The following is a 14,524-nucleotide window of genomic DNA, read 5'->3' as shown; positions in this document are numbered from 1 at the left end:
TAACGAAGTAGGCAGCCGTTTATCTGTTTAGCGTGGAAGTTGTTCATTTCGATTACTATTTGATTTTACGATTTGCGTAATTTAAGCGCTCTGACAATGATTTTTAATCGAACTCAGGTTACTACGAGCGGCGGTTGCCGAGAGGTACCCCGATAGCTATCGGGGTAGCGTACGGCCTGACCCGTGGGTGGGATTTGCGTGGGACGGGGAGCGCCCAAAAAAAAATGCGAACCCGAAGATCCGCATCTATAAATTCGCTTGAAAGTTGTATTAGAATCGGTAACTGATTCCGGAATAAAGTGCGACGAAATACGGACGGAAGTTGCCGGCATCGCGACTAAATGTGTTGATTTGATACTTAAACATGGGCTCGAAATTGAGCTCGAAATTCTTGAAAAAGCGGTACTGAAAGCCCAAACCAATGTTAGAACTAAAGTGTACATCGTTTAAGTTTGTGGCTTCTCCTAAACTGGTGCTAAACGAATCGCTGCGCAACGAAACATTGTTTTCGGCTAAGAATAACGTACTCAAACCGCCAATTACATTAATTCCGAATTTAGAATCGAGCACTTTGTACGACATTTCGAGCGGCACTTCAAAATAGCCAAACTCTTGATTCATGAAACCCATAGTTGATTGTTGCATTGCTGCGTCGACAGCCAAAGCACCCGTTTCCATTTGTGAACGGTTCACAACGGCCACGCCACGAGCTGCGGGAGTTACGGTCGTAGTTTCAAAAACTTGCGGTTCTAACGCGGCTATAAATGCAACTTCGTTGGTTTCATAGCCGAGCTGGAATTTGTTCACTCCTGTTCGGATAGCAAAACGTTTATTTATCGCGTAGTTAACGTTAATTCCGACCGACATAGAACGGTCATACGATTTATCGTTAGTTGCAAAGGCTGTATGTATCGGCGAACCGTTGCCCGCAGAGTTGAAATAAATGGGCGCCACATTGGGTGTTATTTGCCATTTTTCTCGTTTTGCCTCGGCGGTTTTTGTATCGGTTTTTTCGGTTTGCTGTTGCAGTAACTGCTCTAACGGGTTGGTTTCGGGAACAGCAGCGACAGCGTTTTCAGTTACTGTTTCCACAGGTTTTCCTACAGTTTTTGTGTCTGTATTTGCGTTGTTTGCACCATTGCTTGTTTCAGGCAAAGCGTACACGAGCGGATCTTTGTCGAGCGGTTTTAACTCAGGGATAGCTGTATTGCTGTTCGGGTTGTTCGCCGCGTTATTCGTTTGGTTGTTCACTGAATTTTGCAGCGCAACAGCGGTTGAACTTTGCGTTGTGTTAACAGCGTTCTGGCGCAGTTTCTTCGATTTCGGTTTTCGGGTTGTGCCAGCAGTTGCCACGGCATTTTCGCTGCGGTTGTTTTGACTATTTATATCAGTGTTTTTTGTTTTCTTAACAGTACTGTTGCGTTTTACTTTCGTGCCAAGCTCTTCGCTGCTAGCTACAGCATTTTCGTTGGCAGTAGTTGTACGATTCGATGTAGAAGCATTTGTCGGCTTTGTTCCTTGAGCGTTTTCAGAAGCTTTATTTTCAGCACCGGCTGCGGTGGCAACAGCTTCGCTGGAACTTGGGTTGTTGTTTCCGTTTGCCGCACTGTTCTCGTCGTTCGGATTTTGTTCGTTCGGATTTTGAGTTTCCGTTGTATCTGGCTTTGCAGAAGGTTTGGCTACCATTCCGTTTTCAGATTCGTTGCCAGAAACAGGCAAAGATGTACTCGAATTATTGGTAAACAATAGTTGTAAACCAAAAATCATGGGAATTAGGATGGCGGCTGCACCAGCAAGTTTCCACCAGATTGGGATTACACGTCGCTTTTTCTTTTGCAAAAGCGCATGTTCGATATTTTCCCAAACTACTGGGTCAGGAACTTGCTCAAAGTCCTTGAACTTTTCCTGAAATAAACGATCTATGTTCTTTCTCTCTTTCATTGTAATGCTATTGCCGACTTTTTGCCGGTGTGTAAGTCGATTTTTTCTTTTAGGATCATGCGAGCACGAGCCAGATTAGATTTGGTTGTTCCGGTTGCGATGTTCAACATTTCGCTGATTTCATTGTGCGAATAGCCATCCAGAACATATAAACTAAAGCACAAGCGGTATCTTTCGGGAAGTTCTTGAATGATTTTCATTAAGAAATCGAGAGAAACGGAATCGTCGTCGAGATCGATTTCTGTTTCATCTGGAATATTTTCATTCACAACTTCGAGGTAGCGTTGCCCTCTAAATTTTTGCAACGCGTTGTTAATCATGATTCGTTTTGCCCAACCTTCAAACGATCCTTTTCCGGAATATTGTTTTATTTTATCGAAAATGATTAAAAATCCATCCTGAAGATTGTCTTGGGCTTCGGCGTAACTCGATGAATATTTCATGCAAACACCGAAGAACTTCGCTGAAAACAATTGATAGACAGCGGCCTGCGATTTCAGGTCGTTTTCTTTACAGCCGGCTATCAATTCGTCGAGATTCACTCCTTAAAGGTCAGTATTAATAGTTAACAGGAATAGTTACTTCTTCAAAAATGTTATTTCCTTGATCGTCTTTTCCTTTGTAGAATTTAAAAACATAGTGCTGATATCCAGGCGTGCACTCAAACTGAAACGTTGCAGTTCTCAATTCAGGTACGGCGGTATTACAAACAGCACCGGTTGGTACTTGTGAGGTAATTCCGATGACACGTGTATCACTAGACTTTTCGTAATAAATACCGCTGTAAATATGGCAATTGGTAGGCATGCGGTATTGTAACGTAATAGTGTAAAGTCCGCCGGTTTCAAAACTGTCGGGAACAGTGAAACCTTCTACAGGGATTACTTCAAAACTGTAGTTCGGGGCGTTATCGTCTATAGAGCAGCTGTTAAAACTCAATGCTATAACAAACGACAGAAGAGCAATTTTCAAAAACTTCATTTTTCTTTTCTTTTCTTTGGTCATGTTTTAGATGCTAAAAGTACGAAGCGGTTGCGTAAAAAAAATGCCCGCGGTCTGCGGGCAGTAAAATCTATGCGGATTCTTTGATATGCGTCTTAATTTTTTGTTCTAATTCTTCGGATAATTCTGGATTATCTTTGATTAATGCTTTAACTGCATCTCGTCCTTGCCCTAACTTTGTGTCGGCGTAGCTAAACCAAGATCCCGACTTGCGAATGATTTCAAATTCAACAGCTAAGTCTAGAATTTCTCCTGTTTTTGAAACTCCTTCGCCGTACATAATGTCGAACTCGGCAGTTTTAAATGGCGGTGCAACTTTGTTTTTGATGACTTTTACTTTAGTGCGGTTCCCGATCACGTTTTCGCCGTCTTTAATTTGTGACGCACGACGAATGTCTAATCGTACCGAAGCATAAAATTTCAATGCATTACCACCGGTTGTAGTTTCTGGGTTACCGAACATAACACCAATTTTTTCACGTAACTGGTTGATGAAAAATACCGTACAGTTCGTTTTGCTGATAGTTCCGGTAAGTTTTCGAAGCGCTTGCGACATCAAACGCGCATGCAATCCCATTTTCGAATCGCCCATCTCGCCTTCGATTTCGCTTTTTGGCGTTAACGCAGCTACAGAGTCGATTACCACGATATCGATGGCACCGGAACGAATTAAGTTTTCGGCAATTTCCAGTGCTTGTTCCCCGTTATCAGGTTGTGAAATGATTAGATTTTCGATATCTACGCCGAGTTTTTCTGCGTAATGACGATCAAAGGCGTGTTCCGCATCGATAAAAGCAGCGATTCCGCCCGCCTTTTGCGCTTCTGCAATAGCGTGTAAAGTTAAAGTTGTCTTACCCGAAGATTCCGGACCATATATTTCGATAATTCTTCCCTTAGGATATCCATTGACGCCTAGCGCCAAATCGAGACCGAGCGAACCGGACGAAATAACTTCAACTTCCTCAATCGCTTTGTCTCCCATTTTCATTACAGTTCCTTTTCCATAAGTCTTATCTAACTTATCTAAAGTAAGTTGTAATGCTTTCAATTTTGATTCTTTCTCTGTACTCATAAAAAAATGTATTGGCTTTTAATTGCGTAAAAGTAAAGCAAATATCGTTTTTTGATTACGGTTTTTCCGTAAGGTTTTGAGAAATTTTGTATCAAAATGCAGGTGCCTTTTTAGGGTGTTTTTGGCTTCTCGTAAGAGATAAATGCCCGCTAATCCCGTCATTTTCCTACTTTTGCACACATTTGAATGTTTATGGAACGCATAATCTCTTATCCGATTACCCTTATTTACTACCTGGTGTTTGGGTTGTTGTTGGTGATTTTTCACCCAATTCAATATATCTGTTTGAACGTTTTTGGGTATCAGGCTCATAAAAAAAGTGTCGATTATCTAAATTTCGGATTGTTGTCGGCTACGCGTATACTCGGAACTCGTTATACAGTAGAAGGACTTGAAAATGTTCCCAAAGGAGTACCAGTTATATTTGTTGCGAATCATCAGAGTATGTACGACATCATTACCATCATTTGGTATTTCCGCAAAGCACATCCAAAATTCGTAAGTAAAAAAGAACTCGGAAAAGGGATTCCGTCGGTATCTTTTAATTTGCGACACGGCGGCTCGGTACTCATCGATCGGAAAGATCCAAAACAGGCAATCCCCGCCATTCAAAAACTCGGAAAATATATTGAAGCAAATAATCGCGCAGCTGTAATTTTTCCCGAAGGAACACGCAGCAAAACAGGTATTCCGAAACCGTTTCAGCAAACCGGACTTAAAATTCTGTTCAAAACAGCTCCTTCAGCCTATGTTGTTCCGATTTCTATTAACAACAGTTGGACAATCGTTAAATTCGGATTCTTTCCCGCAGGCTTGGGAAATCGGCTTATCTTTACAGCTCATAAAGCATTGAAGGTCTCCGATTTCGAAGTCGACGACTTACTCGCAAAAACCGAAGCGGCGGTCGTTTCCGCACTTAAATACTAAACTTAAAATTTATATGTCTATAAAAAACATCCGATTGGAAGTCATGCAGTTTTTGGAACAGAAAATCGATTCCTTCATGGACGAATTTTTGATTCCAATCGACAAGATTTGGCAGCCATCCGACTTTCTTCCACAACCTGATTCCGACACTTTTCTGCAAGAAATTGCCGAATTGCGCGAAATTGCCAAAGATTTGCCCTACGATTTTTGGGTAACACTTGTTGGCGACACCATTACCGAAGAAGCATTACCTACTTACGAATCGTGGTTAATGGAAGTGGAAGGGGTGAACCAACAAGAGCGCAACGGCTGGTCGAAATGGGTACGCCATTGGACTGGAGAAGAGAACCGTCACGGCGATTTATTAAATAAGTATTTGTATTTATCTGGTCGTGTGAACATGCGCGAAGTAGAGGTTACCACCCAACACTTAATTTCCGACGGCTTCGATATCGGAACTGGTCAAGATCCATACAAAAATTTCGTGTACACCTCTTTCCAAGAACTCGCAACTTATATTTCACACAATCGTGTGGCGCAAATTGCCAGACAGTACGGGGAAAAGAAGTTGTCGAAAATCTGTAAAATTATTGCCGGCGATGAAATGCGTCACCACCACGCGTACAGCGAATTTGTGAATCAGATTTTCAAAGTCGATCCGAGTGAAATGCTTTTGGCGTTCAATTACATGATGAAGCAAAAAATTGTGATGCCGGCTCAGTTTCTTCGCGAAAGCGGCGAAAAAATATCTTCGGCGTTTTTGAACTTTTCCGATTCGGCACAGCGCATTGGGGTTTACACCGCCAACGATTATGTGGAAATTATGCAGAAGTTGATCGACAAATGGCAAATCGATAAATTGTCAAATCTGACTGACGAAGCCGAGAAAGCGCGCGATTACTTAATGAAATTGCCTGCACGGATGGCAAAAGTTTCTGAGCGACTCATCATTCCTGCGGAAGCAACGTTGTTTAAATGGGTTGAACCTGCTACAATTGCCTAATGCCCGACTTTATTGGGCAAACGCTGGTTTTTGTGCGTGATACCTTGGCTCATGCCGAAGGCGGACACGACATTAACCACATTTTACGCGTGTATAAAATTGCGTTACGACTTGCCGAAGAAGAATCGGCAGACAACACTGTGGTTGCATTAGCCGCATTATTACACGATATTTCAGATGCTAAATTTAACGGTGGCGACGATTCGTTAGGAGCGAAAGTTGCCGCCGAATTTTTAACTAAAATCAACGTTCCAGAAACCACAATAACGCATGTTTGCTTTATAATTGCCAATATGTCGTTTAAAGGCGGTGGCACTTTCGTGGAAACACCTTCGTTGGAATTTCAGATTGTGCAAGATGCCGACCGTTTGGATGCCATTGGCGCCATAGGGATTGCACGTACGTTTAATTACGGAGGGTTTAAAAACCGTGCCTTGTACAATCCAGATATTAAACCACGAACGGAATTAACCGCCGAGAATTACCGCAATGAGGAACAGCCAACGATTAATCATTTCTACGAGAAGCTGCTTTTATTGAAAGATCGAATGCACACCAAAACAGCTAAGATTTGGGCGCAGAAACGGCATGATTATATGCTGGAGTTCCTAGATCGCTTCTACGCAGAGTGGGATGGAACGGATTTAGCTTAATGCGCAAACAAATGCACAGCAAGCAGCGTCGGAATGAAATAGATTACAATGGTTTTCGCACCTTCGTAATCTTTTGCCATACGTTGTCCTAACAGTAAAAACAATAACGTTACCGCTGAGGTTACCGCACCGTAAAATCCGAAACTTTCGCCGCTGTTGGTGAGTAGTTGAATAATTCCGGCAGCAGAAGCAATTCCTGCAATTAACTCCAAAGCTAAAATCAAACCCAACGACATGGGAACCATATCTTTAATGGGTGTTTTTGCAAAATGCGATTTCAGCCAATTGAGATTATCTTTCCAGTACATGAGCTTGTCGTAGCCTGATTGTATAAAAGTGATTGCCAGAAACAAAAGCAATAAAAGGCGAACAGGGTTTTGTAATTCCATAACTATTTTGCGTGTATATAACGAGTTAGTTTTATTGATAAATCGGTAAAAATAATTTTTGCGTTGGCGTTTCGTTCGATGTGATACATGGCGTCTTCAATTTCTTGAAAAATACCAACGATATTTCCGCCGTGAACAAAAGGAGCAAACTTCTCTAGTTTAAAATTTCCGTATTCAGGAACAATATACGTCAATGAACCGGCACCGTAATTAGTTAACAACGCTTGTCGGAACATTTCGGCACAAAAACTCAAAAAACGTTTTTGGCGCTCCCGACCAATTCCGGCTAAATCTTCGCTCCATGAAATCAGACTTTTAATTGCTCCCGGATTTCCCTTCGCCGAAAAAGCTGCACGAACCCAATCAACAAACCATTTTTCAAATTCTAATTCGGCATCGTTCTCTTCTGCCAATAACAACGCCTTGCTCAAGTTTCCTTGCGATCGAGCTGCCAACATTTTAACCTTTGCGGTATCGAGCGTAAGTCGCGCGTTTAAGAAATCAGCAACGTGACTTTCAGAAAACGGACGGAATTCGATTTCCTGACAGCGCGAACGTACTGTTGGCAATAACTCATCTGGATTTTCAACCAATAAAATGATGAACGTATCGTCTGAGGGTTCCTCGAGAATCTTCAACAGCTTATTAGCCGTACTGTTATTCATAAGTTCAGCTCGCCAAACAATCAGAACTTTTTTTCCACCTTCGTACGATTTCATCCCGATGACGCGTGCAATCGAATCGGCATCAGTAGCTCGAATCTCTCCCTGTTTACCATCGCCACCCGCATGCGTAAACCATTCGGCAAGAGACCCAAACGGTCGCTCGTAAAGAAACTGTCGCCATTCCGGATACAGCTCTTCCGAACTCATCGCTTTACTGCCAGCAGTTCCTGAGGGTGTTGGGAAATAAAAGTGCAAATCGGGATGTTGCAAACTAGCCACTTTTGAATTACAGCTGCTGTTTCCGCCTTCGTTTTCAAAACCTACATTGTTGCACAGCAAGTAGCGGGCATAGGCCAGCGCCATAGGCAAAGTTCCGCTGCCTTCGGGGCCGATAAACAGTTGCGTGTGGGCAATTCGACCGTTCTGCGCACTGTGAACCAGCTGCTTTTTTAGGTGTTCGTGACCGGGAATGGATGAAAATAGCATACGCAAATATAAGTTTTGCAGAAGTATTCCGCACGATGCGCCAGCTGAAATCGGTATTAATTATTTTACACTTTAGCTTAAAAAGTATCGATTTTTCTTACATAAAAGCCCAAAATCTGTACCGTCAAAAAGCAGTAGACACAACTGCAGTTGGTTATTGGTGACGAAATGCACGGATATAATTTTCGTAAACTCGCCTCTTTAGGTGGTTTGTTGCGCCTCTAAGTAACCTTTGTAAAGCCTCAGTTCATCCCAAGAAAATTCGTTGTTTGAGGCTTCCCGAAGCGGCCCTAACCCAGCACTTGAGTCGTAAGTTTCGAACAAAACGGCCAGTTTTTGTTGCTGATCTTCAGGTAGAAAATCAGAAATGTTGCACTTTCCTTGTGCAATTAGTTTAGAGATATGCGTATAAATGGTACCAACCGAGAGTTTCCGCACCGCAGCGATGTCTTCAATTGGCATGCCTTCGCTCACCAGCAAGTACGTTTCATTCACCGTATCCGGCTTTTGTTTGGCTTTTTTCTTCTGCGGATATTCAACCTCTTCCTCTTCCGCCACGAGCGAAACGGCTTGTAAGCGCTCTCTTGCAGCCAGCCAATTTTTACGCGCGAAATCTTTAAACGACTCTCCCAATAAACTCTCTTTGGTCCATTCGGCTTCTTCGCCTAAATCGGCATATTGTCTGGCTTTGAAAAGTTTATAAACCGTGTTTAGAAAAACATCCTCTAATTCTACCAAGGCTTGATTTACTTCTTTCGACTTCTTCTGTTTTGAGGTGAGAATCAAGTTGTCGTACAAGCCAATGCTTATCTCTTCCGCGAAAGCGAAAAAATACTGAAATGCTTTTCGAACACGTTCTTTCAGAAAGATCTCATCGACCTTTTCGGCAGCCAGAATACTGTGAATTTGTCGGCGAAATTGCGCTGCGGGTGCTCCCAGTTCCAAGCAACGTTTATACGATTGTTTTGCCCAAACACCGTGCAAGGTTTCGGCTGTTTTTACACCCATCGCAAACTGAAATTGAAAGTCGCCCAAGGCTTTTTCCAAAACTGAAAAATCGAAAACGGCTTGCAAAAATTCCAGCAAATACACTTTTCGCGCGTGCTCCAAATGTCCGGCCAATTGCTCGGTTCCAGGTTGCGCAGCGGTGTATGCTTCCACACTTTTATCGTTCTCAATACCGTTAAAATGTAACGGACTCAACAACATGACGCCTTCCAAACTGCGAATGCGGGACAACGCAACATAGGCTTGTCCGGGTTGAAAAACATCGGCTACATCAACAACCGCGCGATCGAAGGTTAAGCCCTGACTTTTATGTACCGTAATTGCCCAAGCCAACTTTAACGGAAAGTGTGTAAAGGTGCCGATAACCGTTTCTTTGATTTCACGGTTGTCGTTGAGCTCGTATTTCATATTCTGCCATTCAAAGCGCTCCACATCGATCGTTTCAGTACTGTCGTCGCAAACCACTTTGATTTCGGCGCTCGACAAAAAGGTGACCGTTGCCATTTTGCCGTTAAAGTATCTTTTGTTGGGCGCCATATCGTTTTTAATAAACATAACGCGTGCACCCACTTTCAAACTCAACACTTCGGGAATGGGATACAAACGATCTGGAAAATCGTCGATGATTTCGGCCCGAAACTGAAATTCTTTACTGGCTATTTCTGCTAATTCCGACTCGTTTACTACATCGGCTTTTCGGTTGTGTGTGGTGAGTAAAATGGCGTTTTTTGCTGCTTTCAAGTTCCTATCGGAAACGACATGTTTGTTTAAAATCGCTAAATTTTCACTGGTGATTGTATTGTGACGCAGATTGTTCAGAATCTCCAAAAACGTCGGATCCGATTGTCGATAAATGTGCTTTAACTCGATGTAAACGGGCGTTGATTGCTGCAAACAGCGCGCGTCGAAAAAGAATTTCCCGCCGTAGTATTTTTGCATTAAAAGCCATTCCTGATCTTTAATTACAGGAGGTAACTGTAGTAAATCGCCTATGAAAAGTACCTGAACACCACCAAAGGGTGCCTGACTTTTGCGTGTGTGTCGCAAGGCAAAATCGATCGCATCGAGCAAATCGGGGCGCAACATACTCACTTCATCAATTACCAATAATTCGAGTTGAGTGAGCAGTGTTTTTTTTACGCGATTCATCCGAAAATGCTTCCGAATGGTACTTGGAGTTTCCACTTTTACGTCGGTTCGGTAATGCGTACGTTCGTCGGTTGGCAAAAATAAAGCAGGTGGAATTTGAAACAGCGAATGTATCGTAACGCCGCCCGCATTGAGCGCAGCAATTCCTGTGGGCGCTACAACGACCGCGTGCTTGTGCGTGGTTTTAATGAGATGTTTGAGGAGTGTGGTTTTTCCTGTACCGGCTTTTCCAGTCAGGAAAACAGGATACTTCGTTTGATTTACAAAGCGAAGCAAATAACCAGCTTCGGGCGAAAAATCTTCCATTTTGGCGTGTATTAAAAAAGCTAAGATAATTATTTATCTCCGAAGTTCTTCTCTTCCGCCACGAACTACTTCTGCGTAAGCAAAAACTGTATATCCGAAATCAATCTATCAATATCGGCATCTTTTGTACCGTCGTAAAATCCGCGAATGCGTCGCTCACGATCTACTAAAATTAAGTTCTCGGTGTGCACCATATCGTACAATTCGCTGCTGTTGGCTGTTTTTACGGCTAAATACGATTTACGCGCCAAATAGTAAATGTCCTCCTTTTTTCCTGTTACCAAATGCCACTTATTATCGATCACGCCTTTTTCGGTTGCATATTTCCGTAAAACAGGAACCGAATCGATGTCGGGCATCACCGTGTGCGACAATAACAAAACCTCAGGATTATCGCGAAATGCCGCTTGTACCTTTCCTAAATTCTTTGTCATTATTGGGCAAATCGTAGTACATGTACAAAAGAAAAAGTCGGCAACATAAATTTTACCTTCAAAGTCACGCTGACTGATTTTCTTGCCGTTTTGATTTGTGAACGACCAGTCGGCAATCTTGTGCGCGCGTCCGATGTGCTGTACGGTCGAATCGACCATTTCCGGATTTACATCAGCCGGACTAAACACGGGTAGTCGCTCGCTCGGTTTTAAAAACTGATACGCCGTTGTCAGGAAAACGGCAGCAAAGACCAGCATGCTGATGATAAAAATTCGATAACGCTTCCAGATATTCACCGCGAAATTTTTTGCAAAATTACGTGAAGGCAAGGCCTACTGCCATACGATTTCCGCACTTTTTGACAAACTTAACAGAATGTGAACCCTTGTTTAGATACATTTGTTACTTTATCACAAATTGTTATGAGATATATAGTTGCACTTTTATGTATGAGCAGCCTTGCACTGGCTCAAACTCCGGGAATTAATCTTAATTTGATGGATCGAAACGTAGCTCCACAACAAGATTTTTTCAGATTTGTTAACGGGAAATGGCTCGACAACACCCAAATTCCTGCCGATAAAACTCGATGGGGAAGCTTCGATGAACTTCGTCAAAATACAGATAAAGATATGTTGGTGATAGTCAACGAAGCTTTGTCCTCCAAAATGTATACACCTGACTCTGATCAAGGAAAAGCCTTGGCGTATTACCGCAGCGTTTTGGATTTAAAAACTCGAAATGCACAAGGATTTAAACCCTTAAAACCTTTTTTTGATAAAATAGATAAAATAAAATCGGTTGCCGACCTTCAAAACTATTTGCAAGACATGGAGCCTATCGGTGGCGGTGGTTTTTTTGGAATGGGAATTAGTGCCGATGAAAAAGATTCTAATAAGAATACTTTGAAAGCGTACCCAGGTAGTTTGGGATTACCCGATCGCGATTATTACGTTTCGCAAGAAGCTGATTCGAAAGACAAGCGCGAAAAATATAAAAGTCATGTGGCTCGAATGCTTAAAATGGCGGGCATTAAGAACAGTGAGAAAGCTGCCGCTGATATTTTGGAACTCGAAACAGCGATGGCCGAAACGCAATTCACAAGAGTTGAACGTCGCGATCGTCGTTTGTCTTACAACCCGATGACCATCAAAGAATTGCAAGATCTCGCTCCTAATTTCAATTGGAGCCAATATCTTGCAGCGGCAGGTATTAAAACAAATAACATAATCGTTACACAGCCAAGATTCTTCAAAGAACTAAGCCGACGTTTAGGCGAAAATAATACCGAAGCTTGGAAAGCGTATTTAAAATGGACGCTCATTAACCGTCATTCCGGTAAACTTTCTGAGGCAATCGAAACTGCAAATTGGGAGTTTTATAGCAAAACCCTAACGGGCGCGCTTAAAGAACGTCCACTCGACGAACGTGCGCTTTCTGTAGTTAACGGCGCTCTGGGCGAGGCACTCGGAAAACTATATGTTGAGAAAAAATTTCCACCAGAAGCAAAAGCAAAAGCACAGAAAATGATCGCTAATGTGATTAAAGCTTTTGAAAACCGAATCAATAATTTGCCGTGGATGTCGGCCGAAACGCGTAAAAGTGCGATCGCAAAGCTTGAGAAAAGCCGCGTAAAAATTGGTTATCCTGATAAATGGAAAGATTATAGCGACTTGGTGGTAAAATCGCCAGAGGAAGGCGGTACGTATTTCGAAAACAGTTTGGCTTTAGCGCGTTGGCGTTATGCAGAAAATGTAGCCGATTTGCAGAAACCTGTTGATAAAGACCGCTGGGGCATGTCGCCTCAAACGGTAAATGCGTATTACAATCCGTCGTACAACGAAATTGTGTTTCCAGCGGCTATTTTGCAACCGCCGTTCTACGATTACAAAGCCGATGAAGCGGTGAACTACGGCGGAATTGGAGCAGTTATCGGTCACGAAATTTCGCACGGTTTCGACGATTCGGGTGCGCGATACAATGCCGAAGGTAATTTGGTTGATTGGTGGACACCCGAAGATTTAAAGCAATTTACAGCCTTGACTGGAGCATTGGCCGATCAGTACAGCAAGTTAGAGCCTATTCCAGGGACGTTTGTCGATGGAAAATTTACCTTAGGTGAAAATATCGGAGATTTAGGTGGTGTTAGCGCGGCCTACGACGGTTTGCAGTTGCATTTGCAGCAAGAAGGTCGCCCGGCAAACATCGATGGTTTTACGCCAGAACAGCGCTTTTTCATTTCTTGGGCAACGATTTGGCGTTCGAAAATGCGCGACGAAGCCATGAAAAATATGGTGAAAACCGATCCGCATTCCCCAGGTCAGTACCGCGCTTATGTGCCGCTTATGAACGTCGATTCGTTCTACAAAGCGTTTGATGTGAAACCCGGAGACGGCATGTATTTAGCTCCTGATCAGCGTGTTAAGATTTGGTAGGGCGCGCCGGCAAAACTAATTAGTGGAAAAAATTACGGTTTTGCCGTCCCGTTTTCCGCTGTAGTCCTCGCCCCAAGGAAACCTTGGGGCTGTGGGCTGCCGCTGCAACCGGTCGCGCAGAAAAACGTCTCTGAACCTGAGTTCGATTAAAAATCTTTTTCAGATCGCTTTAAATCAACAAATTATGAAATCAAACAGCAATGAAAAGCAACAGCTTCCACACTAAACAGATAAACGGCTGCCTACAGCGTTAGATTTTTTTGCGATACTACAGTATCCCAATAAAAATCCGCCTTGTATTCAACCATTTCTCTGTTTTCTGACCGCAATTTTTAAATCGAACTCATTTTCTGAACATATGGAAACCAACTACATTTCGTTTAAGTCTCGAAAAGGTTTTATACTTCCGCTCGTTACGGTATTTTTTGCAGCTTGTACCATCACCGCTTTTTTTGATGGAATCGGCTTTTTCAACGTGTTTTTAAGCGGCGGATTTTTCTTATTCATCTTGCTTTTGACTTTAAAACTCGAATACCGAATTACCAACGAACAGCTGCAAATCAAGTGTTTGTTTCTGTACAACCTCAAAATTCCAATCGAAAAGATACGAGAAGTACGCCCGAGTCGCGACCTCAGTAGTTCGCCGGCGCTCAGCTTGAATCGTTTGCGCATTCGCTACAATAAATTCGACGATATTTTGATTTCACCACAAAACCAAGATCAGTTTATCGCCGAGCTTCTTGCGCGAAATCCGAATATTTTCTACAATCCGAAAAGAGAGTAAACGCTAACGAAACGCTTCTGTCCCGATAGCAATCGGGACTATTCCGATAGCTATCGGAACTAACTTCCCAAAAACGAAACGTTAAGTGGTGAACGTCACGCAGTCTTTCCCGATAGCTATCGGGACTCAAATCTCAATACTGCAAAAATTCCGCTTTGCACCTTTGCGTAAATCTTCGCGACCTTTGCGGTTAACCCTTCAATAAGCTGCCTTTGACCCGCTCAGGCACCAGCTTTTATAGCGCACAGAAAACACCGAAGCTCACAGAT

The 14,524-nt window shown here is 42.8% G+C and carries 13 protein-coding genes; 5 read left to right on the top strand and 8 right to left on the bottom strand.

The window, feature by feature from the left end; genetic code table 11:
* Positions 1 to 270: 270 nt before the first annotated feature.
* From CHX27_RS02825 to recA, 4 genes are all read right to left on the bottom strand, one after another.
* Positions 271 to 1,941 (bottom strand): porin family protein, encoded by a 1,671-nt coding sequence (locus CHX27_RS02825; RefSeq protein ID WP_094485251.1) that lies wholly within the window; start codon positions 1,939 to 1,941, stop codon positions 271 to 273.
* Positions 1,938 to 2,483, bottom strand: coding sequence for an RNA polymerase sigma factor (locus CHX27_RS02820; RefSeq protein WP_094485250.1), 546 nt, complete (start codon positions 2,481 to 2,483; stop codon positions 1,938 to 1,940). The genes CHX27_RS02825 and CHX27_RS02820 overlap by 4 nt, the downstream gene beginning before the upstream one ends.
* 16 nt (positions 2,484 to 2,499) lie before the next feature.
* Positions 2,500 to 2,946: a hypothetical protein gene (locus tag CHX27_RS02815; RefSeq protein WP_094485249.1), complete on the bottom strand. Its 447-nt coding sequence runs from the start codon at positions 2,944 to 2,946 to the stop codon at positions 2,500 to 2,502.
* A 67-nt stretch (positions 2,947 to 3,013) separates the two neighbouring features.
* Positions 3,014 to 4,015, bottom strand: coding sequence for a recombinase RecA (gene recA, locus CHX27_RS02810; RefSeq protein ID WP_094485248.1), 1,002 nt, complete (start codon positions 4,013 to 4,015; stop codon positions 3,014 to 3,016).
* A 192-nt stretch (positions 4,016 to 4,207) separates the two neighbouring features.
* Here recA and CHX27_RS02805 point away from each other — a divergent pair, with 192 nt between their 5' ends.
* From CHX27_RS02805 to CHX27_RS02795, 3 genes are read left to right on the top strand one after another with little or no spacing between them, the layout of a single operon-like run.
* Entirely contained in the window at positions 4,208 to 4,942 is a 735-nt protein-coding gene (locus CHX27_RS02805) for a lysophospholipid acyltransferase family protein (RefSeq protein ID WP_094485247.1), read from the top strand.
* Positions 4,943 to 4,955: 13 nt separating this feature from the next.
* The gene (locus tag CHX27_RS02800) at positions 4,956 to 5,945 is read left to right on the top strand and encodes an acyl-ACP desaturase (protein WP_094485246.1); all 990 of its coding nucleotides are present in this window, start codon (positions 4,956 to 4,958) and stop codon (positions 5,943 to 5,945) included.
* Positions 5,945 to 6,598: an HD domain-containing protein gene (locus CHX27_RS02795; protein WP_094485245.1), complete on the top strand. Its 654-nt coding sequence runs from the start codon at positions 5,945 to 5,947 to the stop codon at positions 6,596 to 6,598. Before CHX27_RS02800 ends, CHX27_RS02795 begins: the two co-directional genes overlap by 1 nt.
* On the opposite strand, the gene CHX27_RS02790 is transcribed toward CHX27_RS02795, so the two are convergent.
* The 4 genes from CHX27_RS02790 to CHX27_RS02775 all read right to left on the bottom strand — a co-directional run bounded on the left by CHX27_RS02790 (position 6,595) and on the right by CHX27_RS02775 (position 11,293).
* Positions 6,595 to 6,987: a DoxX family protein gene (locus tag CHX27_RS02790; RefSeq protein WP_094485244.1), complete on the bottom strand. Its 393-nt coding sequence runs from the start codon at positions 6,985 to 6,987 to the stop codon at positions 6,595 to 6,597. The genes CHX27_RS02795 and CHX27_RS02790 overlap by 4 nt on opposite strands.
* A 2-nt stretch (positions 6,988 to 6,989) precedes the next feature.
* Entirely contained in the window at positions 6,990 to 8,138 is a 1,149-nt protein-coding gene (locus tag CHX27_RS02785; protein ID WP_094485243.1) for a DNA polymerase III subunit, read from the bottom strand.
* 201 nt (positions 8,139 to 8,339) lie between these two features.
* Positions 8,340 to 10,601: a helix-turn-helix domain-containing protein gene (locus CHX27_RS02780; protein ID WP_094485242.1), complete on the bottom strand. Its 2,262-nt coding sequence runs from the start codon at positions 10,599 to 10,601 to the stop codon at positions 8,340 to 8,342.
* Positions 10,602 to 10,666: 65 nt separating this feature from the next.
* Complete coding sequence (locus tag CHX27_RS02775) at positions 10,667 to 11,293, bottom strand: SCO family protein (RefSeq protein WP_094485252.1); 627 nt, start codon at positions 11,291 to 11,293, stop codon at positions 10,667 to 10,669.
* Positions 11,294 to 11,458: 165 nt separating this feature from the next.
* Between CHX27_RS02775 and CHX27_RS02770 the strand changes: the two genes are divergently transcribed.
* Together CHX27_RS02770 and CHX27_RS02765 are read left to right on the top strand one after the other, a co-directional pair.
* The gene (locus CHX27_RS02770) at positions 11,459 to 13,471 is read left to right on the top strand and encodes a M13 family metallopeptidase (protein WP_094485241.1); all 2,013 of its coding nucleotides are present in this window, start codon (positions 11,459 to 11,461) and stop codon (positions 13,469 to 13,471) included.
* Positions 13,472 to 13,829: 358 nt separating this feature from the next.
* Positions 13,830 to 14,255, top strand: coding sequence for a PH domain-containing protein (locus tag CHX27_RS02765; protein WP_094485240.1), 426 nt, complete (start codon positions 13,830 to 13,832; stop codon positions 14,253 to 14,255).
* Positions 14,256 to 14,524 lie beyond the last annotated feature (269 nt).

Origin of the sequence: Flavobacterium aurantiibacter, from assembly GCF_002251775.1 — a bacterium.
Taxonomy (GTDB): Bacteria; Bacteroidota; Bacteroidia; order Flavobacteriales; family Flavobacteriaceae; genus Flavobacterium; species Flavobacterium aurantiibacter.
This window is presented reverse-complemented; position numbering and strand designations above follow the sequence as displayed.

Coding starts and splice junctions, on each gene's coding strand:
- CHX27_RS02800 (WP_094485246.1), top strand. CDS start 4,956: ATGTCTATAAAAAACATCCGATTGGAAGTCATGCAGTTTTTGGAACAG.
- CHX27_RS02780 (WP_094485242.1), bottom strand. CDS start 10,601: ATGGAAGATTTTTCGCCCGAAGCTGGTTATTTGCTTCGCTTTGTAAAT.
- CHX27_RS02805 (WP_094485247.1), top strand. CDS start 4,208: ATGGAACGCATAATCTCTTATCCGATTACCCTTATTTACTACCTGGTG.
- CHX27_RS02775 (WP_094485252.1), bottom strand. CDS start 11,293: ATGCTGGTCTTTGCTGCCGTTTTCCTGACAACGGCGTATCAGTTTTTA.
- CHX27_RS02790 (WP_094485244.1), bottom strand. CDS start 6,987: ATGGAATTACAAAACCCTGTTCGCCTTTTATTGCTTTTGTTTCTGGCA.
- recA (WP_094485248.1), bottom strand. CDS start 4,015: ATGAGTACAGAGAAAGAATCAAAATTGAAAGCATTACAACTTACTTTA.
- CHX27_RS02825 (WP_094485251.1), bottom strand. CDS start 1,941: ATGAAAGAGAGAAAGAACATAGATCGTTTATTTCAGGAAAAGTTCAAG.
- CHX27_RS02785 (WP_094485243.1), bottom strand. CDS start 8,138: ATGCTATTTTCATCCATTCCCGGTCACGAACACCTAAAAAAGCAGCTG.
- CHX27_RS02795 (WP_094485245.1), top strand. CDS start 5,945: ATGCCCGACTTTATTGGGCAAACGCTGGTTTTTGTGCGTGATACCTTG.
- CHX27_RS02815 (WP_094485249.1), bottom strand. CDS start 2,946: ATGACCAAAGAAAAGAAAAGAAAAATGAAGTTTTTGAAAATTGCTCTT.
- CHX27_RS02765 (WP_094485240.1), top strand. CDS start 13,830: ATGGAAACCAACTACATTTCGTTTAAGTCTCGAAAAGGTTTTATACTT.
- CHX27_RS02770 (WP_094485241.1), top strand. CDS start 11,459: ATGAGATATATAGTTGCACTTTTATGTATGAGCAGCCTTGCACTGGCT.